This window comes from Mordavella massiliensis (genome assembly GCF_016901695.1).
GTDB lineage: Bacteria > Bacillota > Clostridia > Lachnospirales > Lachnospiraceae > Claveliimonas > Claveliimonas massiliensis_A.
Genome location: NZ_JACJKS010000011.1, coordinates 37063 through 62637, shown reverse-complemented (window position 1 = coordinate 62637; position 25575 = coordinate 37063). Strand labels below are relative to the sequence as shown.

The following is a 25575-nucleotide window of genomic DNA, read 5'->3' as shown; positions in this document are numbered from 1 at the left end:
AAAAACAAAGTAAAGATCAGACGAGATCCCTGTTTTTCAGGATCGTCTCCTTTATGATATTCTGGCAGTAGCTGCCCAGGTGGCGCCGGGTCTCTTTGTCGAGCCTGTCCGGGTAGATGGGCGCGCCGTACTCCAGGATCACGTGGGTCCTGCGCACAAAGGGAAGGTGTGCCTCAAAGATGGCCTGGGTGTTGTTCATGGACATGGGGATGATGGCGCATCCCGTCTTCTCTGCGATCTTCAGGGCGCCGTCGTGGAAGGGCAGCATGGAGCCCTCCTCCCCCTTATTCCTCGTCCCCTCCGGGAAGATGCAGATGGAGACGCCCTTTTTCACATAGTCAATGGCCGTAAGGATCGTCTTGAGGCCCTCCCTGGGCGTGCTGCGGTCCAGGAAGAGGCAGTAGAGATTCCGCATCCAGTCCCGCAGAAGCGGGTAGCGGAGCATCTCTTTTTTCGCCACATAGCCGGTCAGGCGCCGGCACCTGGAGTAGGTGAGGAGAATGTCGAAATAGCTCCTGTGATTTCCTATATAAAGGACCGGCTCATCGGGGATGTTCTCCTCTCCGATGACAGTCACTTTTACGCCTGCGATCTTCAGCATCAGGCGGAAGGTCCACTGCACCATCCGCAGGCAGGAGTAGTCTTTGGCCTTCGGGCTGACGAGGCCGATGAAGTACTCTATGATCAGCACGGGGATGCCGAGGACGAGATAGAGAAATAACAGGATTACAATACAGATAAACCGGATCATGGGTGTGGGTCCTTTCTTAAGTTTTAGAAACATTCGAAATCCGCCCTGTCGGGCTGCTTTCTCATGTTTTTGCGGATCCTCAAGTCATGCTCTTTCATGCGAGCATGAAAAGCATGACTTCCGTATCCTGCATCATAAGCATCTTATCATAAAACTGGTATTTTTCAAAGAGGGAGTGTGTATGATGGTAGAGAGAATATGTGTGTTGGCAGGGAAGTCTGCGTGACGGGGAAGATGGTGGGACAAAGGACGGCGCGTTTTTTTCTGCCGGCGGCCTTCCTGCTGGCCCTCTTATCCGGCGGCTGCGGCCTGTACCGGGAGGAAGCGGGCGGCTGGCCGCGGTCCTATGAGGAGACGGCGGAGGAAGAACTGCCGGAGGCGCTTAAGGAGCGGATCAGCGGGGAGAGGGAGGAGCCGTTTCTCGCCGCCTACGGGGACGGGACGTGGCTCTACATAGCGGTCGGGTACGGCAGGCAGGAGACGGGCGGGTACACCGTCCGGGTGGAGAGCCTGACCGAGACGGAGCACACCCTGCGGATCCGCGCCAGCCTGACCGGCCCCGGATCAGACGCGGAGGCAGCCGGGGCCGCGGGCGCGCCCTTCGCGGCGGTGCGGACCGCGTATACAGAGAAACGGATCATTTCAGAAAGGTAGAAGGAGGAGCAGGATGGAACAGATCAAACAGACCTTGCAGACAAGTCAGACCGGCCCGGACACGGCCGTGCAGTTCTACGTAGACGGGGACATCAATATCCCGGAGGTGAAGGCGGACGCGGCCCGGGTGGTGTGCGCGGACGGCTCCGTCCATGTGGAGGAGATCCGCCCCGCGGAGCGCAGCCTCCGTGTGGCGGGGCAGCTTTTTTACCAGGTGCTCTACGAGACGGAGGACGGGGGACTGGCAGCCCTTGCAGGCCGCCTCCCCTTTGAGGAGACGGCCGCAGCCGAGGCGGACCCGGCGGATGCCTTCTATGTCAGGCGGGCCAGTGCGGAGCTGACGGCGGGCCTTATCAACTCCCGGAAGGTGAACCTGCGGGCGTCCGTGGACCTGGAGGCGGGCGCACAGCGGGACGGGGAGGTGCAGATCACCGCGGATCTGGAGGGGGACGCGCCCCTTTGCAGGAAGCAGACGTCAAAAGAGATCCTCACCCGCGCGGGCGCGTGCCGGGATATCTGCCGGATCCGGGAGGAAGTGCAGCTCCCGGCGGCGAAGGAGAGCATCGGCACCGTCCTTCTGGCGGAGGCGGACCTGCGGAAGCTGGACACGAGGCTGGAGGAGGGGGCCCTCATCCTGCGGGGCGAGCTGCAGGTCTTCATCCTCTACGAGACGGAAACCATGAAGACGGAGTGGCTGGAGCAGGCCGTGCCCTTTGAGGGGAAGCTGGACGCCGGCGGCGCCGGGGAGGATCTGTACCACTGCGTCCATGCCTGCCTGGGGGAGACCCTTATCGAGGCGAGACTGGATGAGGACGGGGAACTGCGGATCTTCGGCGTGGAGGCGGCCCTGGAAGTGCGCTGCTGCATCTACAGGGAGGAGACGGTCCGGATCCTGGAGGACGCCTACAGCCCCGGCAGGAACCTGCTCCTGGAGCGGGAGGACCTGGAGCTGGAGAGCCTGGTCATGCTGAACAATTCCCGGTGCAGGCTGACGGAGCGCCTGACCCTCCCGGAGATCCAGGACGGCACGCTGCAGATCCTGAAAAGCAGCGGCTACCCGCAGCTGGAGCCGCCCCGGATCAAGGAGGGGGAGATCCTGGTGGAGGGGGCCCTGAGCGTGAGTTTCCTCTACGTGCGTGCGGACGACGACAGGCCCTTCGGCACCTGGCAGGGCATGGTCCCCTTCTCCCAGGTCATCGAGTGCCCGGGCGCTTCCCCGGCCATGCGCTGCGACATCGGCGCAGGCCTGGAGCAGCTCTCGGTCAGCCTCCTGGGAAGCGGCGAGGCCGAGGTGAAGGCGGCCCTCTCCTTCCGCCTCTTCCTGCGCCGGCCGGAGAAGATCCGGAACATCACTTCCGTGGAGGAGCAGAGCGTGGACCCGAAGGAATTGGAGAACGCTCCCGGCATCACAGGCTGCATCGTCCGGGAGGGAGATACGCTGTGGGACATCGCCAGGCGCTACGGCGCGACGGAGGAGGGCATCCGGGAGGCCAACGGCCTGAAGGAAGGAGAGCCGAAAACAGGGGATAAATTGTTGATTTTTAAGGAGAATATGGGTATACTGTAAGTGCGTTATACGTACACTGTATACAAGATACAAGGAGAGTACAATGGATAAACTGGAGTTGAAAGCACTGGGAAAGATCAATCTTGGACTTGACATCCTGGGCCGCAGGGACAACGGCTACCACGATGTGCGGATGGTCATGCAGACCGTCTATCTCTACGACCGGGTGACGCTTGCGAAGAAGGCGGAGCCCGGCATAGAGATCGAGACGAACCTGTCCTACCTGCCGGTAGGTGAGAACAACATCGCCTACAAGGCGGCCGCGCTCCTCACAGAGGAGTTCGGCATACAGGAGGGGCTTAAGATCCGGCTGGACAAGCATATCCCGGTGGCGGCCGGCATGGCCGGCGGCAGCTCCAACGCGGCGGCGGTCCTCTTCGGCATGAACCGGATGTTCGGCCTGGGGCTCTCCATGGAAGGGCTCATGGAGCGGGGCGTGACCCTGGGGGCGGACGTGCCCTACTGCATCATGCGCGGCACCGTGCTGGCGGAGGGGATCGGCGAGATCCTGACGCCCCTGCCGCCCATGCCGAAGTGCCATGTGCTGATCGCCAAGCCGCCCCTCTCGGCTTCCACGAAGACCGTGTATGAGAAGATCGACCGGGAGGGCGTCCGGGAGCATCCGGATATCGACGCCATCCTGGCGGGACTGGAGGCGGGCGACCTTTACAAGGTGGCCGCCGGCATGGGCAATGTCCTGGAGCAGGTGATGCTGCCCGAGTACCCGGTCCTTGGCAGGATCAAGGAGATCATGCGGGAGGCCGGCGCCCTGAACGCCATGATGAGCGGCAGCGGCCCCACTGTCTTCGGCATCTTCGACTCCCGCGGGAAGGCGAAGGCGGCGGCAGCCAGGCTGAAGAGGCAGACGCCTGTGAAGCAGGCCTATGTCACGAATGTACACAATGTCAGGAGGAAATAAATGAAGGAACCGAATTTTGAAGTCACCATGAATGAATATCTGCCCCTGCGGGACGTGGTGTTCAACACACTCCGGCAGGCCATCCTCCGGGGCGAGTTAAAGCCCGGGGAGCGGCTCATGGAGATCCAGCTGGCCAACAAGCTGGGCGTCAGCCGGACGCCCATCCGGGAGGCCATCCGCAAGCTGGAGCTGGAAGGCCTGGTGCTCATGATCCCCCGGAAGGGGGCCGAGGTGGCGGAGATCACAGAGAAGAGCCTGCGGGACGTGCTGGAAGTGCGGCGGGCCCTGGAGGAGCTGGCAGTGGAGCTGGCCTGTGAGAAGATCACGCCGGAGCAGATCCAGGAGCTTAAAGACGCGGCTGCGTCCTTCCGGGATTCCCTGCAGGAGGGGGACATCACCCGGATCGCGGAGGCGGACGTGAAGTTCCATGACGTCATCTACCTGGCCACGGACAACCAGAAGCTGATCCAGCTTCTCAACAATCTGCGGGAGCAGATGTACCGGTACCGGGTGGAGTACCTGAAGCGCTCGGATTTCCATCAGCAGCTCATGGACGAGCACGAGGAGATCATCGAGACCATCGAGAGAGGGCAGAAGGACCAGGCCGTCCAGGTGGTGTGCCAGCATGTGGACAACCAGGTGGAGGCCGTGATGGACACCATCCGCACAAAAAAATAGGCGCGCCCTGCATAAGCAGAGGAAAAAGCGTGAACACTCCTGATAGATCCCGCAGGGAGCGGGACCGGTCAGGAGGTACATAACTATGAAAAAACGATACAGCGTCAGGAAGAAAAAGGAGGCCGTCTGCCTTGCGGCGGCGCTTCTTTCGGCGGCGGTCCTGACAGGCTTTCTCCTCGTCCAGAGGGGGATGCTTGTGGAGGCCAGGACGGCGGCGGCCCAGCAGGAGCTGGCAGGGGAAGTGCTGCGGTTCCACGTGCTGGCGGACAGCGACGGCGCGGCGGACCAGAGGCGGAAGCTGGAGGTCCGGGAGGCCCTCCTTGCCTACATGGAGGAGCAGATGCCGGCGGGGGCCGGCCTGGAGCAGACGAAGGACTGGGTCCGGGCGCATCTTAAAGACCTGGAGGAAAAGGCGCGGGAGCGGCTGGAGCAGGACGGATGTGAGGACCCGGTGGAGGCGGAGCTTGTGAAGGACTATTTCCCGGAGAAGAGCTACGGCGACGTGACTTTCCCGGCCGGGGAGTACACCGCGCTCCGGGTCCGCATCGGCGACGCCCGGGGGCACAACTGGTGGTGCTGCCTCTACCCGTCCCTCTGCTTTACGGACGCGGTGACAGCCCGGGTGCCCGAGGAGGGAAAGCGGCAGCTCGGGCGGGTGCTCAGCGAGGACGGGTACGAGATGGTCACCGCCTACTCGGACTTTAGGATCCGCTGGTTTTTCTTCGGGGACAGACGCTGATACCGGAGAGGACAGATACGATACATGACAGAATTTTTGATCAGACATTTTGTAAAAGATTATGAGCAGACAGAGGAGCTGGAGGTGCGCACCCGGTACGGGACGCTGGCCTCGCTGGTGGGCATCTTCTGCAACGTGCTCCTCTTCGCCGCCAAGGCGGTGATCGGGCTTCTGATGCACAGCATCTCCGTCACGGCGGACGCCTTCAACAACCTGTCGGACGCGGCCTCCTCGGTCATCGGCCTGGTGGGGGTGAAGATGGCCGGCAAGCCGGCGGACAGCGAGCATCCCTTCGGCCACGGGCGGATGGAGTACATCACGGCGCTTGTTGTCTCCTTCCTCGTCATCGAGGTGGGATTTACCTTTTTGAAAGACGCCATCGGCAGGATCCGTCAGCCCCAGCACATGGAGTTCAGCGCGCTTTCCATCGTGATCCTGCTCCTTTCCATCTGCGTGAAGCTCTGGATGAGCGTCTTCAACCGGACGCTGGGCCGGCGGATCGACTCCAAGGTCATGCTGGCCACGGCGGCGGACGCCATCGGGGACGTGGTCACCACGTCGGCCACGGTGTTCTCCCTTCTTTTCTTCAGCGCGACCGGGTGGAACATCGACGGGTTCGTGGGACTGTGCGTCTCCCTCGTCGTCATGTGGGCCGGCATCGGCATTGCCAGGGACACGCTGCGGCCCCTTCTGGGGGAGGCCATCGATCCGGAGGACTACCGGAAGATCACCGCGTTTGTGGAGGACTATGACGGGATCGTGGGAAGCCACGACCTGATCGTACATAATTACGGACCGGGGCGCAACATGGCGTCCATCCACGCGGAGGTCCCCAATGATGTGGACATCGAGACGTCCCACGAGATCATCGACCGGATCGAGCGGGACGCGGCCCGGCAGCTTGGCATGTTCCTCGTGATCCACATGGACCCCGTGGAGACAAAGGATGAGAAGATCCTGGCGGTGAAGCGCCAGGCGGAGGAGACGGTGGCAGCCGTCGATCCCCGCGTCTCCATCCACGACCTGCGGGTGGTGGAAGGAAAGGAGCGGGTGAACGTGATCTTCGACATGGTCGTCCCCTACGGCTACGCGGAGGACGAGGAGAGGAAACTGGTAAAGAAAGTAAGAAAAAAACTCCAGCAGATCGACCACAGATACCAGTGCGTGATCACGGTGGAGAAAAGTTACATGGCACAGGGAGAGGAAGAGTAAGATGTATGCATTTGACAGCAGAGTAAGGTTCAGCGAGGCGGACCACCACGAGACGATCACCCTGCCGGGGATCATCAACTATTTTCAGGACTGTAGCATCTTCCACTCGGAGGATATCGGAGTGGGGATCGACTACCTGAAGGAGAAGAAGAAGGCGTGGGTGCTCTCGTCCTGGCAGATCGTGGCGGAGCGCTATCCAAGGATCGGGGAGAAGATCCGGGTGGGCACCTGGGCCACGGAGTTCAACGGCCTCTACGGCCACCGGAACTTCTGCATGTGGGACGAGGCGGGGCGGAAAGCGGCCTACGCCAATTCCATCTGGGTGTTCATGGACCTGGAGCGGGGACGCCCCGTGCGGCCCGACCCGGAGGACATTGAGAAATACGGCACCCAGGAGCCCCTTGAGATGGCGTACGCGCCCAGGAAGATCGCCCTGCCGGCAGAGCTTGCCGAGGCGGAGCCGTTCCCGGTGCGCAAGTACCACATTGACACGAACGAGCACGTCAACAACTGCCAGTACGTGCAGATGGCGCTGGAGTCCATCGGGGAGGAGATGCTGGTGCGCCAGGTGCGCGTGGAGTACAAGAAGTCGGCGGTGCTGGGGGATGTGATCTGCCCGCGGACAGCCAGAGAAGAAGGAAGGACAGTTGTGGAGCTGTGCGACGAGGGCGGCAGGCCCTACGCAGTTGTGGAACTGACAGGAGAGAAGAGATGTTAGAGGAAAAACTGGGAAGAAACGTGACGCTGGAGATCGTGAAGACGACGGATTTCGGCGTGTATCTGGGCACAAAGGAGGACAAAGTCCTGCTCCCGGCCCGGCAGGTGCCGGAGGGGGCGGGCATCGGGGATGCGGTGGATGTATTTCTCTACCGGGATTCCAAAGACCGCATCATCGCCACGACCCACGTGCCGAAGATCCGGATGGGCGAGGTGAAGGCCCTGAAAGTGAAGGACACAGGCGCCATCGGGGCGTTCCTGGACTGGGGGCTTGAAAAGGATCTCTTCCTGCCCTTCAAGCAGCAGACCGCCAGGGTGAAGCCGGGGGACGAGTGCCTCGTTGGCCTCTACACAGACAAGAGCGGCCGGCTGTGCGCCACCATGAAAGTGTACGACAGGCTGGAGAAGAACTCCCCCTACAAAAAGGACGACCGGGTGCAGGGCATCATCTATGAGAAGAGCCTGAACTTCGGCCTCTTCGTGGCGGTGGACGACCGGTACTGCGCCCTGATCCCCCGCCGGGAAGCGTCGGGCAGATACAAGGTGGGCGACCGGATCAGCGCCCGGGTGACGGACGTGAAGCCGGACGGAAAGCTGGACTTGAGCGTCCGGGAGAAGGCCTTCATCCAGATGGACGCGGACGCGCAGGCAGTCATGGACAAGCTGCTGGAAAACGGCGGGGAGCTGCCCTTTACGGACAAGGCGGATCCGGAGCTGATCCGGGCCCAGTTCGGCTTTGGCAAGAACGCGTTCAAGCGGGCGGTGGGCCGCCTCCTCAAGGAGGGGAAGATCGAGATCCGCGAGAAAAGCATTGCAATTAAGTAAAAAACGGCTATAATGGGGATGGAGACAGGCGGAAGCGCCGCAAAGCCTCAGAAAGGAACAGATAGAAATGAAAGTACAGAACATTACAAATATCGACAAGTTTTTCCAGGTCATCGACAACTGCAAGGGAAGGGTGGAGCTCGTGACAGGCGAGGGAGACCGCCTGAACCTGAAGTCCAAGCTGTCCCAGTACGTGTCCATGGCGAACATCTTCTCGGGCGGCGAGATCCCGGAGCTGGAGATCATCGCTTACGAGAAAGAGGATATCGACAGACTGGTCAGCTTCATGATCAACGGGTAGTCAACGGGCAGTGAAACACAGAATTCTTGCGCCTCCCTTCCAAACGTAGTACAATGTTTTCAAATGACTGCGTCCGGAAGGGAGGCCTTTTTATATGAGTTTTGCACATCTGCACGTCCACACGGAGTACAGTCTGCTGGACGGATCCAATAAAATAAAAGAATGCATCTCGCGGGTGAAGGAGCTGGGCATGGACAGCGTGGCCATCACGGACCACGGCGTCATGTACGGCGTCATCGACTTCTACAAGGCGGCGAAGGCGGCGGGGATCAAGCCCATCCTGGGCTGCGAGGTCTACGTGGCACCCGGCTCGCGGTTTGACAAGGAGGCGAAGGGAAACAGCGAGAGCCGCTACTACCACCTGGTGCTGCTGGCGGAGAACGAGACCGGCTACCACAACCTGGTGAAGCTCGTCTCCCGCGGGTTTACAGAAGGATACTATTACAAGCCCCGGGTGGACATGGAGCTCCTGGAGGAGTTCCACGAGGGGATCATCGCCCTGAGCGCCTGCCTGGCCGGCGAGGTGGCCAGAAACGCGGTCCGGGGCCTCTACGAGGAGGCGAAGGAGGCGGCTCTTCGCTATGAGCAGATCTTCGGGAAGGACAACTTCTTCCTGGAGCTGCAGGACCACGGCATGCCCGAGCAGCAGATGGTGAACCAGGCCCTGGTGCGGATGAGCCGGGAGACGGGGATCGGCCTTGTGGCCACAAACGACGTCCACTATACCTACGCGGACGACGTGAAGCCCCACGACATCCTCCTGTGCTTGCAGACGGGAAAGAAGCTGGCGGACGAGGACCGGATGCGCTACGAGGGCGGCCAGTACTACATCAAGTCCGAGGCGGAGATGAGCGCCCTCTTCCCCTACGCGCCGGAGGCCCTCGCGAACACCCAGAAGATCGCGGACCGGTGCAAGGTAGAGATCGAATTCGGCGTCACCAAGCTGCCCAAGTACGACGTGCCGGAGGGCCGCACCTCCTGGGACTACTTACAGGAACTGTGCCGGAAAGGGCTGGCAGAGCGGTACCAGCCTGTCACGGAGGAACTGCGGGAGCGGCTGGACTACGAGCTGTCCGTCATCCACGACATGGGGTATGTGGACTACTTCCTCATTGTGTGGGACTTCATCAAATACGCCAGGGACCACGACATCATGGTGGGGCCCGGGCGCGGCTCCGCGGCCGGCAGCCTGGTGGCCTACTCCCTGGGCATCACCAGCATCGACCCCATCCGCTACCAGCTTCTGTTTGAGCGGTTCCTCAACCCGGAGCGCGTGTCCATGCCGGATATTGACGTGGACTTCTGCTTTGAGAGACGGCAGGAGGTCATCGACTATGTGGTGCGCAAGTACGGGCCGGACCGGGTGGTGCAGATCGTCACCTTCGGGACCATGGCGGCCCGGGCCGTGATCCGGGATGTGGGGCGGGTCATGGACCTCCCGTACGCCTTTGTGGACAACATCGCCAAGATGATCCCCCAGGAGCTGAACATCACCCTGGACAAGGCGCTGGAGATGAACCCGGAGCTGAAGCGGGTCTGCCAGGAGGACGCCCAGGTGAAGGAGCTCATCGACATGTCCCGGCGCCTGGAGGGACTGCCCAGGCACACCTCCATGCACGCCGCGGGGGTGGTCATCAGCCAGAAGGCGGTGGAGGAGTACGTGCCCCTCTCACTGGGATCCGACGGCTCCGTGACGACCCAGTTCACCATGACAACGCTGGAGGAGCTGGGCCTTCTCAAGATGGATTTCCTGGGCCTTAGGACCCTCACCGTGATCCAGAACGCCGTGAAGCTGGCAGAGAAGAGCGCGGGGAGGAAGATCGACATCAGCCAGATCGACTACGATGACCAGAGGGTGCTGGAGTCCATCGGCAGCGGGAAGACAGACGGCGTGTTCCAGTTGGAGAGCGCGGGCATGAAAAGCTTCATGAAAGAGCTGCGGCCGAAGAGCCTGGAGGACGTCATCGCCGGCATCTCCCTCTACCGGCCGGGCCCCATGGACTTCATCCCCCAGTACGTGAAGGGAAAGAACAACACGGAGGCGATCACCTACGACTGCCCGCAGTTGGAGCCCATCCTGGCCCCCACCTACGGGTGCATCGTCTACCAGGAGCAGGTCATGCAGATCGTGCGGGATCTGGCGGGCTACACCCTGGGCCGCAGCGACCTGGTGCGCCGCGCCATGTCCAAGAAAAAGGGCGACGTCATGCAGCGGGAGCGGCAGAACTTCGTCTACGGCAACCCGGAGGAGGGCGTGCCGGGCTGCCTGGCCAACGGCATCGACGAGAAGACGGCCAACCGGATCTACGACGAGATGATCGATTTCGCGAAGTACGCTTTCAATAAATCCCACGCCGCGGCCTACGCCGTGGTCTCCTACCAGACTGCCTGGCTGAAGTACTACTACCCGGTGGAGTTCATGGCGGCCCTCATGACCTCCGTGATCGACAATCCCCCCAAGGTGGCGGAGTACATCTATGCCTGCCGGCAGATGGGCATCGCCATCCTGCCCCCGGACATCAACCGGGGGGAGGGCAACTTCTCCGTGGACGGCGGCAGCATCCGCTACGGCCTGGCGGCCATCAAGAGCATCGGGCGGCCGGTGATCCAGTCCATCATCGAGGAGCGGGAGCGGGGCGGCCAGTTCCGCAGCCTGAAAGACTTCATCGAGCGCACCTCCGGCCGGGACGTGAACCGGCGGACCATCGAGAACTTCATTAAGGCCGGCGCCTTCGACAGCCTGGGCGGCACGAGGCGGCAGTTCATGTCCATCTACGTGCGGATCCTGGATCAGGTGAACCAGGAGAAGAAGTACTCCATGACCGGGCAGATGTCCCTCTTCGACCTGGTGGACGACGACCAGAAGAAGGAGTTCGACATCCCCCTGCCCCCGGTGGGCGAGTACGACAAGGAGACGAAGCTGGCTTTTGAAAAAGAAGTCATCGGCGTGTACCTGACCGGCCACCCCCTGGAGGACTACGAGGAGAAATGGCGCAGGAACATCTCAAAGACGACGCTGGACTTCCAGATCGACGAGAACACCGGGCGGGCGAAGGTGCAGGACGGCGCCCGGGAGACCGTGGGCGGCATGATCACGGGGCGGACCATCAAGCACACGAAGAACAATAAGATGATGGCGTTCCTGACGCTGGAGGACCTGCTGGGCACGGTGGAGATCGTCGTGTTCCCCCGGGACTACGAGAAGTACCAGCGGCTGGTGGAGCAGGACGCCAAGGTGTTCATCCGGGGCCGGGTGTCCGAGGAGGACGACGCCCCCAGCAAGCTCATCTGCGAGAGCGTGATCCCCTTTGCGAAGACAAAGCGGGAGCTGTGGATCCAGTACAAGGACAAGGCCTCCTACCTGGAGGACGAGGCGCGCCTGTTTGACATGCTGCGCGCCTCCGACGGGGACGACGAGGTGGTCATCTACTGCCGCGCCGAGAAGGCGGTGAAGCGGCTGCCGGCCGGGAGGAACATCTATATCGAGCCCGGGATCCTGAGCAGATTGACGAATTATTTCGGAGAAAGTTGTGTAAAAGTTGTGGAAAAATCCATTGAAAGCATAGGGTAGATAATGTAGAATGAAATGGAATAAGGGAAAAATCCACATGATGCATGAAGCAGGCACGGGGAAGCATATCTTTTCTCTGTGCAGGCCTAATACGACAAATGGAGGAAAACGATCATGGCAGAAGGAAAAGTAATTCGTACGATCGGCGTGCTTACAAGCGGCGGAGATGCGCCTGGCATGAACGCCGCGATCCGTGCGGTTGTGAGAACAGGATTAGGAAAGGGACTGAAGGTCAGGGGAATCCGCAGAGGCTACCAGGGACTCCTTGACGAGGAGATCATCGACCTGACGGCAAGAGACGTATCCGACACTATCCAGAGGGGCGGTACGATCCTGCAGACAGCGCGCTGCGAGGAGATGCGCACAGAAGAGGGACAGCAGAAGGCAGCCGCCATCTGCAAGAAGTACGGCATCGACGGCCTGGTTGTCATCGGGGGAGACGGCTCCTTCGCAGGCGCCCAGAAGCTGGCGAACCTGGGGATCAACACCATCGGCATCCCGGGCACCATCGACCTGGACATCGCCTGCACCGAGTACACCATCGGCTTTGACACAGCGGTGAACACAGCGATGGAGGCCATCGACAAGGTGCGCGACACATCCACCTCCCACGAGAGATGCTCCATCATCGAGGTTATGGGAAGAGACGCCGGCTGGCTGGCACTGTGGTGCGGCATCGCCAACGGCGCGGAGAGGATCCTCCTTCCCGAGGAGCACGACTACGATGAGCAGGCCATCATCGAGGACATCAAGGAGTGCAGGAAGCGCGGCAAGAAGAACTATATCATCATCAACGCGGAGGGCATCGGCGGCTCCATCGAGCTGGCCAAGAGGATCGAGGAAGCGACAGGCATGGAGGCCAGGGCCACGATCCTGGGACACATGCAGCGCGGCGGAAGCCCCACATGTAAGGACCGCGTATACGCGTCCATCATGGGAGCAAAGGCAGTGGACCTCCTGATCGAGGGCAAGAGCAACCGCGTTGTGGGATACCGTCATGGTCAGTATGTGGACTTCGATATCAACGAGGCGCTGAACATGCAGAAGGGCATCCCGCCGTATCAGTATGAGATTGCGAGAGAGCTGGCACTGTAAATGACGAAAGATGTATTGATCAGTATCTCGGGCCTCCACTTTGAAGTGGGAGGAGAGTCCGGGGAGGGAGAGCCGGTGGAGATCATCACACCGGCTTCCTATTATCTGAAGAACGGCAAGCACTACGTGCTCTACGACGAGGTCGTGGAGGGCGTGCCCGGCACGGTCAAAAATACGATCAAGATCAGCGGGGACAGCCTGTTTGAGATCCGCAAGTCCGGCCTTGCCAACACATGCATGGTGTTCGAGAAGGGCAGGATGAACATGACCGCCTACGATACGCCCTTCGGCGAGATGATGGTGGGGATCCACACAAGGGATATCATCACAGACGTCACGGAGGACAGCATCGACGTCCACATCAGCTACGCGCTGGACGTGGACAGCGAACCCCTCTCGGACTGTGAGATTGATGTGAATATCCGCCCTGTACACGGCAGGGCGGAACAGAAAAAAGACCTGGCAGAAAGATGATCTGCCAGGTCTTTTTTTATGTCCGTCTATGCTTTGCCGCGGAGCCTTGCGAAAAAGCCCTTCTTCTTCTGCGGGGCCTCCAGCGGTCCGCGCAGTCCTCGCACGGCTGTGATGTAGATGCCGCTCACGGTCGCCTTGACTTCCTTCTTGACGGGAATCAGGGGATAGACCTTGGAGTCGCACATCAGCGTCATGATCTTCGGTCCGACCTTCGCCTTCACCACCGGCACTTTGGAGCGCCGCAGGTACTTGGGCGTGTTCTCCAGCACGATGGGCGGGAAGCCGGCATCCTTCAGGCGCATGGTGCGCTTGTCAATAATCAGCATCGATATAGTCTGAGCCGCCGCGTCAAGCTGTTCCTGCTGCTCGGCCTGCCTCTTCTCGGCTCTCTTCCCGAGAAAATAGAGGACGATGCAGGCGATGATCAGGACGATCAGAATGACGAATAAAACGATCGTTAATGTACTCACGGGGATCCTCCTTGCTATGTAATACTCGCAGACTATATTCTAACATTGTTTAAAAAGAAGCGCAAGTCATTTGACGTGAATGTGAAAAAAGCGTTAACTTACTTTAAATCGGGCATACTATATGCTATACTGATACGAGCATCCGGAAAAAGGGATGCAGGCAATCAGAAATATGTAAGAGGTGTAAACATGAAAAAGAAAACAGCGCTTCTGCTGGCAGGCGTCCTGGCCTGCTCTGCGGCCCTCGCGGGGTGCTCCGGGAACCAGGCGTCCAACGAGTACGTGACTGTCGGCGGATACAAGGGCATTGAAGTAGACAAGGTAGACGACAAGCAGGAAGTGGACGACGAGGATATCGACAACTACATCGGATCCGTGCAGCAGCAGAATCTGACGGAAGTGACCGACCGCCCGGTGCAGGAGGGCGACATCGCCAACATTGATTTTGTAGGGAAGATGGACGGCCAGGAGTTTGACGGCGGCTCCGGCCAGGGCTATGACCTGACCATCGGCTCCGGCCAGTTCATCGACGGGTTCGAGGACAGCATCATCGGCCACAACACGGGGGATACCTTTGACTGGAACGGCAGCTTCCCGGATCCCTACTCAGCGAACCCGGACTTCTCCGGCAAGCCGGTGACCTTCACCATCACGGTGAACTCCATCAACACCCTGCCGGAGCTGACGGATGAGTTCGTGCAGACCGTGTCCGAGGAGTCCAGGACCGTGGACGAGTACCGCGAGGAGGTGCGCGCCATCCTGGAGGAGTCCGCGGAAGAGAACTACAACTACAGCCTGGAAGCGGAAGCCTGGGACGCGGCTCTCGAGAAGGCGGAGATGGAGAAGTATCCGGAGGATGAGCTTGGCGAGATCAAAGACCAACTGATCCAGCAGTATAAAGACGCCGCCGAGGCCTATGGCATGAGCTACGACGAGTTCATCACAAGCCAGATGAACACGGATGTGGAGAGTTTCGAGGCGCAGGCGGAGGAAGTTGCCAAGCAGTCCCTCAAGGAGAAATACACAGCCCGGGCCATCGCCGAGGAGGAGAACCTGACGCCCGCAGACGAGGAGTACGAGGAGCATTTCCAGGAGCTGGCCGAGTCCTATGGGTTTGAGGATGTGGATGCCCTGAAGAAAGCCGCCTCCGAGGAGGACCTGAAGGATATGGTCCTGCAGGAGATCGTGCAGGAGTGGCTGGCCAAGAACTGCATCCAGGTCGTGAACGAGTAAGACAGATGTGTACGTGTATCACACTGGAGAGCAGGGACTTTTATTTCGGGAGGAATCTGGATCTGGAGTACACCTTCGGCGACACCGTCGTTGTGACTCAGGGCAGATATCCCTTCTCCTTCCGGCTGGCGGGCCGGATGGAGCGGCACTACGCCCTGATCGGCATGGCGGATGTGCGGGACGGGTACCCCCTCTACGCGGAGGCGGTCAACGAGAAGGGGCTTGGCATGGCGGGGCTTTACTTCCCCGGCAACGCCTGCTATCAGTCTGTGCAGACGGCTGGCGGGCCGGCCTTCTCCGGACAGGATGCGGACGGGCCGGCGCAGAGCCGGGTCGCTCCCTTTGAGCTGATCCCCTGGCTGCTTGGCCAGGCGGCCTCTGTGGACGAGGCGGCGGCGCTGCTTGCAGGGGCGCAGATCGTGGACATCCCCTTCTCGGAGCAACTGCCAAACGCGCCCCTTCACTGGATGGTGGCGGACCGGCGGCGGTGCCTGACCGTGGAGGCGGTCCGGGAGGGACTGAAGATCTACGACAATCCCTTCGGCGTGCTCACCAACAATCCGCCCTTCCCCTTCCATCTCATGCACACGTCCCAGTACCTTCACCTGACAAGCGAAGCGCCGGCGAACCGCTTCTCAAAGCGGCTGGATCTGCAGCCCTTCGGCCAGGGGATGGGGGCCATGGGACTGCCCGGGGACGCCTCCCCGGCCTCCCGGTTCGTGCGGGCCGCCTTCCTGAAGGAGAACTCCGCCTGCAGCGGGGAGGAGATGGACAGCGTGACCCAGTTCTTCCACATCCTGGAGCAGGTGGCCATGCTGCGGGGCGCGGTGAAGACCGGGGCGGGGCGGTACGACCACACCACCTACGCCTGCTGCGTCAACGCCAGCCGGGGCGTGTACTACTGCCGGACCTACGAGGATGCACGGATCCAGGCCGCGGCCCTGGAAGACGGGGACAGGGAGGGCGGCGCTCTTCGGTGTTTCCCGGTGTCGCGGACGGGGGAAGCGGTGAAACTCCCCTGTGAAACTGCCTGATAAAATGTGAAAAATACGGAAAAAACTTACAGATCTCTTATCGACAAGACAAAGACGCCTGACGGTGCGGCAAAAACGCCTGCACTGTGCAGGGGTCTTTTTTGCTGTTCAGAAAGTTCTGCCGCAGAACATGCAGGAACGTATACAAAATCTGCCGTGTCATATATAATTAGGCTTAGATGTAGTATATATAGCTGCGGGGTGATAGAAAAGATGAGACTGTTTATTGCGATCCAGATGTCAGAGGAAATGAAAAAGGCGCTGGTTTCCTGCATGCATGACCTGAAAAAACAGGGCGTGGAAGGGAACTACGTGCCAGCCCGGAACCTGCATCTGACGCTGGCATTTATCGGGGAATACAGCGATCCGGCGCAGGTGAAGCGGGTCATAGAAAGCGTGCCTCTGCCGCCGTTCCGCCTGTCCCTCTCTGAAAAAGGGAACTTCGGGAACCTGCTCTGGGCGAGCGTGAAGGGAAACCAGAAGCTTAAGACATATGTGAAGGATCTGCGGGCGGCCCTGAAGGCAGCAGACATCCCCTTTGACGATGACAGGTTCGTGCCGCATATCACGCTGATCCGCAAGGCCTCGTCGAAGAAGCCGTACCAGGTGCATCTGCCAAAGGCGGAGATGACGGTGAAGAAGGCGTCGCTCATGAAGTCAGAGACGCGGGACGGGAAGACCATGTACCGGGAGATATAAGGGGGAAAACAAATGATGAGAGAAGCCATCTTCAGGTATGTAAAAGAAACATATAAGACTGAACCGGACTACCCGTTTTCCACAGCGCCGACCTACCCGGTCCTGCGCCATGCGGACAACAGGAAATGGTTCGCGCTCCTCATGGACGTCTCCCGGGAAAAGCTCGGGCTGAAAGGCACGGAGCATGTGGATATCATCAATGTAAAACTGGGGGATCCGATGCTCGTCGACATGCTCGTCCGGCAGCCGGGCTATTTCTACGGCTACCATATCGCCCGGAGCAACTGGATCTCCATCCTGCTGGACGGCACCGTCCCCTTTGAGGAGGTGTGCCGGTGGATCGACGAGAGCTATGCTGTGACGGCTTCCAGGCAGAAGAAGCAGAAGATCCGGCCGCCGAAGGAATGGATCGTGCCGGCGAACCCGAAGTACTACGATATTGTCCATGCATTTGACAGCGCCGGCGAGATAGACTGGAAGCAGGGAAGAGGCATCCGGACCGGGGATACAGTATACCTCTATGCGGCGGCGCCTGTCTCGGCCATCCTGTACAAATGCAAGGTAACAGAGACAGACATCCCCTGCCATTACAGCGACAGGGCGCTGACGATCCCTGCCCTCATGAAGATCCGGCTGCTGAAGCGGTACAGGCCGGATAGATTTACCTTTGAAAAGCTGAAGGAGGAGTACGGGATTTACGCCGTCAGAGGGCCGCGGGGCGTGCCCCACAGCCTGGGCGAGGCGCTGAAGAAGTAGCAGGAAGGGATGCGGGAGGAAAGAGAGGACACGGTATGACACAGGAGACAATCGATCAGGTTCTGAAGTTCAGAGATGAAAGGGACTGGAAGCAGTTCCACAACCCGAAAGATCTGGCGATATCCATCTGTCTGGAGGCTGCAGAGCTTCTGGAAGTGTTTCAGTGGAGCGCAGATGACGTTCAGTGCAGCGGGAAGATTGACAAGATCCGAGAGGAGCTGGCGGATGTGGTCAATTACTGCATCCTGATGGCGGATACATGCGGGCTGGATCTGGATGAGATCGTGCAGAACAAGATTCGGAAGAATCGGGAGAAGTATCCGGTTGAGAAGGCGTACGGGCATAAAGAGAAATATACGGAGCTGTAAGCCAGGCTGGTCGCATTTGCATGGTGGCATTTTTATGGAACAGCTTTCCATTTATTCTGATCACAAGAACAAGTTCCAGAGAAGGAGAGGAGGAATCAGAATGAATGTAGTTGTCAGTATGATGGCGCCGGAAGGCCGAAAGGTGTACCACCGGCCGGACTGTATGTATGTGAAGCGGATGAAGCCCCGGAATCGGATGACCCTTCCCCGGAAGCAGGCGGTGGAATGCGGATGCCGCTGCTGCAGATACTGCGGCGGCCTGCAGGGAGAGATGAGACGGACCGAGCAGCTTCACGCCTGGGAGTGTGAGTATCGGATGTCTCTGGATTATGTGGAAAAGACAGACACGCTATATGTGCGGACAGATACCGGCTGCTGGAAGATCTTCAGCAGGAGAGGAGAAGACTTGTATCTGCTTTATCACAGGAACACCTATGGCAGATCCATGACGCTTGAACAGGTCATCCAGGGCGCATACCACCGGCAGGGAGATGTAAAGCCTTCGGAAACCCTTATGAAACTGATGCGGTATATTGCAGATCATGACAGGGCGAAGCGGATTATCCGGGATGATTACCGAAAGCTGCCCCAGTACACGAAGCGGCAGAGAAAATACTACCGGCAGGCAGAGCGCAGAGTGAGAAGGGCGGAGCAAAGGCAGAGCCGGCAGCGGATGGAGGATCTGTTCCGGGAGATCGAGGCAAAGGATCCGGAGATGAGGAAGCTGGCATTCTGCTAAATCACGTGCAGGGGTATACTTTTCGGTTGTCGGGGAATCTCCATTATATTTGGGAGAAATGATTTCGTAAGATGAAGACTGCTAAAGGTCAATGGATTATGAGATTGTTTATTGCAATTCATCTGCCGAAAAATAAAGAAGGCGCTGGTAAAATCAGAGAGGAAGACCAGGAAAGATTTGAGTATGGAATCGATCCGGATGATTTTGAGGCAGAAGATAATTTTGAATATATTAAGGTGAATGGTTTCATCACTGTATATCAGGTTCTTGATATAACCAGAATTACTACAAGTCAGGGAGCCAATGTTGCATTAGGACGATTGATTAATTCGGGAGTGGTTCAAAAAGTTCGTCAAGGGAGACATTTTATTTACCAATTGAAGTAATAATATACCAACTGATACACCAACTGATTTTTTTGATTTAGTTGTTGTATTGGTTGGTGTTTTGCTATTGGAGAAATTGATATTAGAGATCACCAGAAGCAGCGGGATCAGTTTTTTGCCGGATGATACTATGCCGTTATATTATATAGTCTGAGTGAGGAGTTGAAAAATCAGGAGTCCTTTTTATGGCACACCATAAGTACTAGGCTGTAAAAAAGCATAGAAAGGTGTGTCTGATATGGAAGAAAAGAATTGTCGATATTTCCTGATCAATCTGCGAAATGCCGGAAAAAAACCAGGGCAGAAGCAAAACCCGGCCGGGAAGCGCATCCTGTGGAAAGAGAAAAAGCCGGTTCTGCCTCCACAGCCGATCAAAGTTACCCACAATTTTGTCATAACGAAGCGTTCCGGAATCCTTCATGACCGGGAGTGTTTTTGCGTCCGCAGGATCCGGCACGGCAGACAGATCAATAAGATTGAACCCGATACAGAGGTTCGTTTCTGCAAGTGGTGTCAGAGAAAGGCTGTCGTGCGAAATGGCGTGAAGGATGTATCGGATTGTGAGATTTGTGAAAAGTTTTTTGATGAAAAGCAGGTGAGCACCAGTCTTCTTACCAGACTTTTCGTTGAGAAAGGGGCAGAAGCTGAAATGGTTCCGGTGGGAATCCAGATCTACTGTGGAGATGACTACTGGAGAATCCGGTGGAAGAACGAAAAGGGGGCAAGTGTTCTGGAGCATAACAACTATGTACGGACGATAGAGGGCGAGCGATATTTTACCAAGGGGTATCATGAACAGCATATCCGTCCAAATACGGTGACCAGTGCACTTCGCTATTTGATGGCATATGATTATACGGCGCATCACAGGGAAGCGGCGAAGAAAAAGGTGAGTCATGAATATGAAAAAAGTGCTTTGTAAAAGTGAAATTGAATTTGTAAACGAAGTGGCGGATGACTGTATAAAGAATATGCGTAAAAAGGATAAAGAATATCTAATCGCAAATCCCTACACTCTTGATTATCATTTTACATACTGTCTGTATATTAGAAATCATTACATCCATAATAGGGATTTTTCAGAAGTACCTTTCTGGGCAGAACCAGATTATTTGTCATGTAGGATTATTCAGATGATATTTTCAAGGCTTCTTCCGGAATATGACTACTATGATCGATTTATTGAAGGACTATACGACAGCAAACAATTTATAGAATTACGTAGGGAATATAAGGTTATATATGGGGAATATCCGGTTCGTCTTATAGAAAAGTATAAAGCCCTAACTAAAACAGGATCAGTACACTTGGCATCGGAAATGGATTTTGATGCTGAAACAGATTTTGACACAGGTGCTATTTCTGATGCAATAGATTCACTGATACACGAATTGGCCGAGCTTGTATGGCAAACGGATTCATTAAAGCAAACAGCTGAGGATTATGGCATTAGTTATGATTTGATTTCTGAGAATATTGAGAGGATTAAAGAGATATTTTTCACAGAAGAAGAATTTATCCCTCTTCAGGTTTGTTTTTTGCCTTATCGCGATAAAATAGGTCGGGAGCGTTATATTGAATACAGAAGGCTTTTGACAGCGCGGTTGAATGAAAATCCATGGCTGGTCGAAAAATTGGATAAAAATTATTTTAAAGATAGGGTATTAGCGAGAACAGCCTTAAAATGCGGACAGATATTAAAGTACCTCCCAATGTATCAGAATGACGAAAAGATGGTCAGGTTAAGTCTAGAACATGACGGAGAAGCAATACAATATGCGGATCAGCGTTTTCAGAAAGACCGTGAATGGGTTAAATATGCCATTGAGCACTCAAGAGACAGATCTATAATGTTTCTGGAATGTATGAAGCCTTACAGAAAAGATAAAGAACTAGTTTATCTTGCATGTAAGGTTTGTCGATGGAATTTTGCCTATATAGATGAATCTTTTCATGATGATTATGAGTTGGCGGAAATGTGTATGCAGCCAACAGGAGACCATAATACAATATATGATTATCTGAGCGAAAGATTGAAGAATAATAAAAACCTGGCCATGTTGGACTTGCAGGAGGACTATCCCCATACGGAGAGTTATTCTGCTGAATTAAAGGATGATGATGAGATTGCGGCCAGGCTCTATGAATTACACGGGCTGGCTCCCTGGGCATGGCATTATATGAGTGAAAGGCTAAAGAAGAAGTATGGGATAGAAGAGGGGTAAGCACTACGTGCCCATTCAGAGATTGTGTTATGGATAATGAATGTTTAGGATAAAGGAAGTGTTGGTGTGGGTGCTTTTTACATTAATTTCTGTCTTGAAAATATAGAATATGACGGAGAGTTTTACAGTGGTAAATTTTCTTCTCCAGATGCAGGGGTGTATTGTGAGGTTTTGTACGACAGAGTGACAAAGAAATTTGTGGAAATATGGGATAACAGTAAATTGGTAGAAGATATTTTGCCAATTGCAATATATTGGCTCGACTGGAAACTTGAAAAAATGGACATTTACGTAAAACGGAAAGTAAGATTAGCTACTAAAAAATAATTATTATAAATATAGTTTGAAAGAATATGGCTTGGCAAGATTAGTTAGTACTTACCTCTTGGCTCGTTTGGGGTGGTTTTGTCCTGTGGTGTCAGAGCCCGTAAAGCCTTATTTTACAAGGTTTTTGCGGGTTCTTACTTTTTGTCTGGGAGCGTCAAAAATCGTCATTTTTTGCGAAAATGGTGTAGTAAATGGTGTAGTAAAAGAGCCGTGAGTGATGTGACAAGAGAGTGGAAATAAGAGATAGAAAAAGGGATAAAGATTTGATAAAATTAAAATTGTTGAAGATAGATTTAAAATTGTTAACAATACCAAAGGTAAATAAAAGTGAGAGGGGAAAAGATAATAAATGAAGAATAAATTTATAGCAGTTATATTTGCTATGACAGTTATAGGTTTAACGGCTTGCCAAAATGAGCAAAGTGAGACAAATCAAGAAGAGGAAATGCAAGCTGATATATTTACTGTTCAAGTCGAAATAGCGTGTGAAGAAAATCTATTGTTTAGCAGATATGATGTAAATATATTTATAGATGATGAATTGCTTGGTACACTTGAGCATGGAGCTACTGATACATACGCTGCAGAATTAATAGAGGGAGGACATACTTTAAAGGCAGAAAAAGAAGATGAAAGTGACGTTGATGGGACAGTAGAATTTGAAGTTTCAGAAAATACAGAATTGAGTTATCAACTTTCTTTGTCAAGTGATCAAATTGAAATAGAGAAAATAGAACCAGAACAGGATGCACCACAAAATGAAGAAAAAGCAAATGAGGAATCAGCAGCAAAGATAAAGGATACAGAGGAAAATAAAGATGACGCTGAAGAAGTGTTAAATGTGGATAATTGTGAGGAACTTGCGGTATTGCTTAGTTTAAAAGATGAATTTAATCCTAGTATAGCGGAATTTGCTTCAAAATATCAAGGGAGAATTATAGAGTTTGATGGCAATGTTGCTTATGTGAGTCCACATGAAGGATATAGTACCCGCTTTGATTATTTAATATATGCGGGTGATTATAGTGAATCAATGGTGTCTGGACCAAGTTTTCAATTTGAAGATGTAAACTATTATGATCTACATTTAGAAGGAGATAATGTACCGGATTTATTTGATGTAGGACTAAATATTCATGTTATTGCTAAAATCGAGGAATATGATTTGGGAACTGGATTATTTAAGTTGGATCCTGTCAAGATTATAATAAGATAGTGTGTTGCAAAGAGTTTTGCTGTATTTTTACAAAGATATGTAAAGTGTGAAGGAGTATTATTATGGTGTATACATTTGCCGAAGGGAAAAAATATTTAGATGAAGTCTTATTATCTGAAAATACGCCTATTTTATTTTTAGGTGCAGGCTTTTCTTATGGGGCTAAAAATAAAGCAAACGCAATGGATGGAAACGGACTTAAAGACTATATTTATAAAAATATGGTGGAAAAAAGGATAGAGAAGGAAGATAGGGAGGAAGTGAAAGATTACAATCTAAGACGTTTATGCGATGAAGTATATAATTTAGATGGCAGAAAAGATGAATTATATGCTTTTTTGCAAGAAATGTTTGAAAATACTCAACCGAGTTCGTTTCATGATAACTTAATAAAATATCCATGGAAAGATATATATACAGTTAATATAGATGATTTAGTTGAAAACATATATGCAAAAAATAATAAGACTTTACTAGTACAAAATAAACAAAATTTAATTATAAATGATGAGGAAGTGCAATTATTTAAATTGCATGGTTGTGTAAATTGTATTCATGAAGGAATTGTGTTTTCGGAAGAAGAGTATAGGGAATTAACAACGAGAATATTAGATGCAAAATTAAATAAGTTCATTAGTGATATTCAGCGTGAAAATGTTATTTTAGTAGGTGCAAGTTTGGATGAGCCAGATATTCACTTTTATTTGCAAAAATATGAAGATGCTGGATGTAAATATAGAAATAACAAGTTAATAATTATTGACTATAAACCTTCTCGATATTTGCGTACAATGGCAGATAAATTAGAGGCTATATTGATACAAGCCTCTGCAGAGGATTTTCTGAGTTATCTTGGAACATTAAATTATAATCCTGATGAATTGGAAAAAGCAAGGATTGATTTATCGTATAATGGGGTATATTTATTAGATAATCTTACTAAGTTATTTGTAAGACCATATGAAAGCAAACTTTATGAAGGATATTTTTGCCAATGGCAAGATGTATTCGAAGAATGGAATTTTGAGAATAAGAATTATCAAAATGCTTGTGTACAATTGGAAAAGCTTATTGGTGATGTGAATAATATTAATTGCTTTAGTATATATGGAAAGTTCTTCTCAGGGAAAACATGTCTGTTGAAGGCGTTGGCATACTATTTAAAGAGACAAGGCTTTGAGATATTAGAGTACAAAGGAAGATATTTTAATATACGTGCAATAACCACTTATATCGGAAAAAGTGTTAAAAATAAGATTTGTTTAGTGATTGATAACGCAAGTTTTTATTATGAACAAATCGAAAAAATATTTTTTAATGATATTCAGGATAAAAAGTTAGTAATTTTGACAGCTTCAAGAACCTATTATCATTTAAAAAAGAAATATTATCTTGAGGGAAATTCGTTTCGTGATTTTCAGTTGGATGATACGCTTGATAGAAGTGGCTCAGTAATTATAAGGAATAAATTAAGCGAAAAAAGGCATTTATCCTATATGGTTTCGTTATCAGAGGAGGAACAAATAAAAGAAATTAATAAGACGCAATCAATCGCTAATCTTATTATGAAACTGACATATGGGAATATACCTAAAAGAAATAGAAATCAATTGCCTAAACTGTTCGGGGGATTGACAGCACTAGAACAAAGATTATTAACAGAATTAGCAATATTTGCAATAGCGGATATAGAGGTATATCCTCGAGAGCTTTTTTCTGAAAGATACGGAAAAAAGATTGTATTGGATGAAGAGATTACCGAAGGAGTAACAAAGATTGTGGACTTTGTTCGAATGGATGAGAATGAGTTGGCTTTAAGAAATTCTATTGTAGAAAAATATATTCTCGAAAAAAATGAATCTATTATTTCGGAGTGTGTTATTGATATTCTTCAGTATATTGCTAGATACGTATCGGAACGAAGAAATGATATCTGGTATATGATATTTCAGGGGTTATTAAAAGAAGATGTTTTGATGAATGAACTAAAACTTAACGATATTGATATCCGCAATATTTATTTTATGGTAAAGCAAGCTTATGAAAATATCAGTTATTACTGGCTGCAGTTAGGGTTGTATATGCAAGAAAAAGAAGATTTTGTTTCAGCGTATAATTATCTTGAGCAATCGGCCAGTATACGTCCAAATTCGTATAAAATACAACACGCTATTGCAAGAAATTATATGAGGCATGCAAACCATATGAATACTTATGATGAAGCAAAGGTTCTATTTTATGAAGGCGAAAGGAGAATGAAGAAATTAATTGACAGTAAAGAGTACTATAAAGAAAAGGCAAAACCTTTTTCAGTAAATTCTTTTATTCTTGAAAAAATTAAATTTTGCAGGAAATTTGATGTATGTCCATCGGATAAGGAGTTGAGGTACATGAATAGTACAATAAATAGTGTTTCGATAGCTGATATGTATATGGAGAAAGTATATTATGCATTTTATGTACTACTTCAAAAATACAGCAAATTAGATATTCTAGTACTTGATCTAGATAGCCCATATCTTAAATATATTAATAGAAACAATATATTAGATGAGAGTGATTTAGATTATGAAATTTTAGTAGAGGATATGTAAATAGAGTGAATGGATAAGTTAAAAC

27 protein-coding genes are annotated in these 25575 nt (G+C 53.1%); 25 read left to right on the top strand and 2 right to left on the bottom strand.

Translation table 11 applies throughout. From position 1 onward, the window contains the following. Nucleotides 1-16: 16 nt before the first annotated feature. The gene (locus tag H6A20_RS08905; protein WP_338106656.1) at nt 17-784 is read right to left on the bottom strand and encodes a lysophospholipid acyltransferase family protein; all 768 of its coding nucleotides are present in this window, start codon (nt 782-784) and stop codon (nt 17-19) included. Between the two features lie 144 nt (nt 785-928). On the opposite strand from H6A20_RS08905, the gene H6A20_RS08900 reads away from it, so the two are divergent. The 12 genes from H6A20_RS08900 (at nt 929) to H6A20_RS08845 (ending at nt 13503) form a co-directional block, all read left to right on the top strand. Continuing rightward, nucleotides 929-1405, top strand: a complete 477-nt coding sequence (locus H6A20_RS08900; RefSeq protein WP_204906767.1) for a protease complex subunit PrcB family protein — start codon at nt 929-931, stop codon at nt 1403-1405. Nucleotides 1406-1418: 13 nt separating this feature from the next. Further along, the gene (locus tag H6A20_RS08895; RefSeq protein WP_204906766.1) at nt 1419-2972 is read left to right on the top strand and encodes a DUF3794 and LysM peptidoglycan-binding domain-containing protein; all 1554 of its coding nucleotides are present in this window, start codon (nt 1419-1421) and stop codon (nt 2970-2972) included. A 43-nt stretch (nt 2973-3015) separates the two neighbouring features. After that, nucleotides 3016-3891, top strand: a complete 876-nt coding sequence (gene ispE, locus H6A20_RS08890) for a 4-(cytidine 5'-diphospho)-2-C-methyl-D-erythritol kinase (RefSeq protein ID WP_204906765.1) — start codon at nt 3016-3018, stop codon at nt 3889-3891. Further along, a complete protein-coding gene (locus H6A20_RS08885; RefSeq protein WP_204906764.1) occupies nt 3892-4569 on the top strand; it encodes a GntR family transcriptional regulator in 678 nt (225 codons plus the stop codon). It begins immediately after the preceding gene. Nucleotides 4570-4654: 85 nt separating this feature from the next. Further along, nucleotides 4655-5308: a stage II sporulation protein R gene (locus H6A20_RS08880; protein WP_204906763.1), complete on the top strand. Its 654-nt coding sequence runs from the start codon at nt 4655-4657 to the stop codon at nt 5306-5308. Between the two features lie 24 nt (nt 5309-5332). Next, the gene (locus H6A20_RS08875) at nt 5333-6520 is read left to right on the top strand and encodes a cation diffusion facilitator family transporter (RefSeq protein ID WP_204906762.1); all 1188 of its coding nucleotides are present in this window, start codon (nt 5333-5335) and stop codon (nt 6518-6520) included. 1 nt (nt 6521) lies between these two features. Continuing rightward, on the top strand, nt 6522-7238 hold the full coding sequence (locus H6A20_RS08870; protein WP_204906761.1) for an acyl-[acyl-carrier-protein] thioesterase: 717 nt from the start codon (nt 6522-6524) through the stop codon (nt 7236-7238). Continuing rightward, nucleotides 7232-8062, top strand: coding sequence for a CvfB family protein (locus H6A20_RS08865; RefSeq protein WP_204906760.1), 831 nt, complete (start codon nt 7232-7234; stop codon nt 8060-8062). Before H6A20_RS08870 ends, H6A20_RS08865 begins: the two co-directional genes overlap by 7 nt. A 67-nt stretch (nt 8063-8129) precedes the next feature. Further along, the gene (locus tag H6A20_RS08860; protein ID WP_204906759.1) at nt 8130-8363 is read left to right on the top strand and encodes a polya polymerase; all 234 of its coding nucleotides are present in this window, start codon (nt 8130-8132) and stop codon (nt 8361-8363) included. Between the two features lie 94 nt (nt 8364-8457). Next, on the top strand, nt 8458-11934 hold the full coding sequence (locus tag H6A20_RS08855; RefSeq protein ID WP_204906758.1) for a DNA polymerase III subunit alpha: 3477 nt from the start codon (nt 8458-8460) through the stop codon (nt 11932-11934). 132 nt (nt 11935-12066) lie between these two features. Beyond that, nucleotides 12067-13029 carry a 6-phosphofructokinase gene (pfkA, locus tag H6A20_RS08850; protein WP_476739010.1) on the top strand — a complete coding sequence of 321 codons (963 nt, stop codon included), beginning with the start codon at nt 12067-12069 and terminating at the stop codon, nt 13027-13029. Beyond that, a complete protein-coding gene (locus H6A20_RS08845) occupies nt 13030-13503 on the top strand; it encodes a YwiB family protein (RefSeq protein ID WP_204906756.1) in 474 nt (157 codons plus the stop codon). 26 nt (nt 13504-13529) lie between these two features. Here H6A20_RS08845 and H6A20_RS08840 read toward each other — a convergent pair whose 3' ends face one another. Beyond that, entirely contained in the window at nt 13530-13973 is a 444-nt protein-coding gene (locus tag H6A20_RS08840) for a hypothetical protein (protein ID WP_204906755.1), read from the bottom strand. A gap of 189 nt (nt 13974-14162) precedes the next feature. Between H6A20_RS08840 and tig the strand changes: the two genes are divergently transcribed. From tig to H6A20_RS08780, 13 genes are all read left to right on the top strand, one after another. Then, nucleotides 14163-15206, top strand: a complete 1044-nt coding sequence (gene tig / locus H6A20_RS08835; protein ID WP_204906754.1) for a trigger factor — start codon at nt 14163-14165, stop codon at nt 15204-15206. Nucleotides 15207-15211: 5 nt separating this feature from the next. Continuing rightward, nucleotides 15212-16240, top strand: coding sequence for a choloylglycine hydrolase (gene bsh / locus H6A20_RS08830; RefSeq protein WP_204906753.1), 1029 nt, complete (start codon nt 15212-15214; stop codon nt 16238-16240). A gap of 213 nt (nt 16241-16453) precedes the next feature. Next, nucleotides 16454-16939 carry an RNA 2',3'-cyclic phosphodiesterase gene (thpR, locus tag H6A20_RS08825; protein WP_204906752.1) on the top strand — a complete coding sequence of 162 codons (486 nt, stop codon included), beginning with the start codon at nt 16454-16456 and terminating at the stop codon, nt 16937-16939. 15 nt (nt 16940-16954) lie between these two features. After that, nucleotides 16955-17695, top strand: coding sequence for an MmcQ/YjbR family DNA-binding protein (locus H6A20_RS08820; RefSeq protein ID WP_243426186.1), 741 nt, complete (start codon nt 16955-16957; stop codon nt 17693-17695). A 35-nt stretch (nt 17696-17730) separates the two neighbouring features. Beyond that, the gene (locus H6A20_RS08815) at nt 17731-18063 is read left to right on the top strand and encodes a nucleotide pyrophosphohydrolase (RefSeq protein ID WP_204906750.1); all 333 of its coding nucleotides are present in this window, start codon (nt 17731-17733) and stop codon (nt 18061-18063) included. Nucleotides 18064-18163: 100 nt separating this feature from the next. After that, nucleotides 18164-18802: a hypothetical protein gene (locus H6A20_RS08810; protein WP_204906749.1), complete on the top strand. Its 639-nt coding sequence runs from the start codon at nt 18164-18166 to the stop codon at nt 18800-18802. A gap of 71 nt (nt 18803-18873) precedes the next feature. Then, nucleotides 18874-19188: a hypothetical protein gene (locus tag H6A20_RS08805; RefSeq protein WP_204906748.1), complete on the top strand. Its 315-nt coding sequence runs from the start codon at nt 18874-18876 to the stop codon at nt 19186-19188. 238 nt (nt 19189-19426) lie between these two features. Continuing rightward, nucleotides 19427-20110, top strand: a complete 684-nt coding sequence (locus H6A20_RS08800; RefSeq protein ID WP_204906747.1) for a hypothetical protein — start codon at nt 19427-19429, stop codon at nt 20108-20110. Further along, nucleotides 20091-21413: a hypothetical protein gene (locus H6A20_RS08795; RefSeq protein ID WP_204906746.1), complete on the top strand. Its 1323-nt coding sequence runs from the start codon at nt 20091-20093 to the stop codon at nt 21411-21413. Before H6A20_RS08800 ends, H6A20_RS08795 begins: the two co-directional genes overlap by 20 nt. Nucleotides 21414-21479: 66 nt before the next feature. Continuing rightward, a complete protein-coding gene (locus tag H6A20_RS08790; protein ID WP_204906745.1) occupies nt 21480-21740 on the top strand; it encodes a hypothetical protein in 261 nt (86 codons plus the stop codon). 230 nt (nt 21741-21970) lie between these two features. Beyond that, nucleotides 21971-22093, top strand: a complete 123-nt coding sequence (locus H6A20_RS13755) for a hypothetical protein (RefSeq protein WP_275952126.1) — start codon at nt 21971-21973, stop codon at nt 22091-22093. After that, nucleotides 22090-22956 carry a DUF4839 domain-containing protein gene (locus tag H6A20_RS08785; RefSeq protein WP_204906744.1) on the top strand — a complete coding sequence of 289 codons (867 nt, stop codon included), beginning with the start codon at nt 22090-22092 and terminating at the stop codon, nt 22954-22956. Before H6A20_RS13755 ends, H6A20_RS08785 begins: the two co-directional genes overlap by 4 nt. A gap of 62 nt (nt 22957-23018) precedes the next feature. Further along, on the top strand, nt 23019-25550 hold the full coding sequence (locus tag H6A20_RS08780; RefSeq protein WP_204906743.1) for an SIR2 family protein: 2532 nt from the start codon (nt 23019-23021) through the stop codon (nt 25548-25550). Nucleotides 25551-25575 lie beyond the last annotated feature (25 nt).

Bases quoted from the DNA above. Each gene is read 5' to 3' on its own strand.
- H6A20_RS08905 (WP_338106656.1), bottom strand. From the start codon at position 784: ATGTTTCTAAAACTTAAGAAAGGACCCACACCCATGATCCGGTTTATC.
- H6A20_RS08895 (WP_204906766.1), top strand. From the start codon at position 1,419: ATGGAACAGATCAAACAGACCTTGCAGACAAGTCAGACCGGCCCGGAC.
- ispE (WP_204906765.1), top strand. From the start codon at position 3,016: ATGGATAAACTGGAGTTGAAAGCACTGGGAAAGATCAATCTTGGACTT.
- H6A20_RS08885 (WP_204906764.1), top strand. From the start codon at position 3,892: ATGAAGGAACCGAATTTTGAAGTCACCATGAATGAATATCTGCCCCTG.
- H6A20_RS08880 (WP_204906763.1), top strand. From the start codon at position 4,655: ATGAAAAAACGATACAGCGTCAGGAAGAAAAAGGAGGCCGTCTGCCTT.
- H6A20_RS08875 (WP_204906762.1), top strand. From the start codon at position 5,333: ATGACAGAATTTTTGATCAGACATTTTGTAAAAGATTATGAGCAGACA.
- H6A20_RS08870 (WP_204906761.1), top strand. From the start codon at position 6,522: ATGTATGCATTTGACAGCAGAGTAAGGTTCAGCGAGGCGGACCACCAC.
- H6A20_RS08865 (WP_204906760.1), top strand. From the start codon at position 7,232: ATGTTAGAGGAAAAACTGGGAAGAAACGTGACGCTGGAGATCGTGAAG.
- H6A20_RS08860 (WP_204906759.1), top strand. From the start codon at position 8,130: ATGAAAGTACAGAACATTACAAATATCGACAAGTTTTTCCAGGTCATC.
- H6A20_RS08855 (WP_204906758.1), top strand. From the start codon at position 8,458: ATGAGTTTTGCACATCTGCACGTCCACACGGAGTACAGTCTGCTGGAC.
- H6A20_RS08845 (WP_204906756.1), top strand. From the start codon at position 13,030: ATGACGAAAGATGTATTGATCAGTATCTCGGGCCTCCACTTTGAAGTG.
- tig (WP_204906754.1), top strand. From the start codon at position 14,163: ATGAAAAAGAAAACAGCGCTTCTGCTGGCAGGCGTCCTGGCCTGCTCT.
- bsh (WP_204906753.1), top strand. From the start codon at position 15,212: ATGTGTACGTGTATCACACTGGAGAGCAGGGACTTTTATTTCGGGAGG.
- thpR (WP_204906752.1), top strand. From the start codon at position 16,454: ATGAGACTGTTTATTGCGATCCAGATGTCAGAGGAAATGAAAAAGGCG.
- H6A20_RS08820 (WP_243426186.1), top strand. From the start codon at position 16,955: ATGAGAGAAGCCATCTTCAGGTATGTAAAAGAAACATATAAGACTGAA.
- H6A20_RS08815 (WP_204906750.1), top strand. From the start codon at position 17,731: ATGACACAGGAGACAATCGATCAGGTTCTGAAGTTCAGAGATGAAAGG.
- H6A20_RS08810 (WP_204906749.1), top strand. From the start codon at position 18,164: ATGAATGTAGTTGTCAGTATGATGGCGCCGGAAGGCCGAAAGGTGTAC.
- H6A20_RS08805 (WP_204906748.1), top strand. From the start codon at position 18,874: ATGAAGACTGCTAAAGGTCAATGGATTATGAGATTGTTTATTGCAATT.
- H6A20_RS08800 (WP_204906747.1), top strand. From the start codon at position 19,427: ATGGAAGAAAAGAATTGTCGATATTTCCTGATCAATCTGCGAAATGCC.
- H6A20_RS08795 (WP_204906746.1), top strand. From the start codon at position 20,091: ATGAAAAAAGTGCTTTGTAAAAGTGAAATTGAATTTGTAAACGAAGTG.
- H6A20_RS08785 (WP_204906744.1), top strand. From the start codon at position 22,090: ATGAAGAATAAATTTATAGCAGTTATATTTGCTATGACAGTTATAGGT.
- H6A20_RS08780 (WP_204906743.1), top strand. From the start codon at position 23,019: ATGGTGTATACATTTGCCGAAGGGAAAAAATATTTAGATGAAGTCTTA.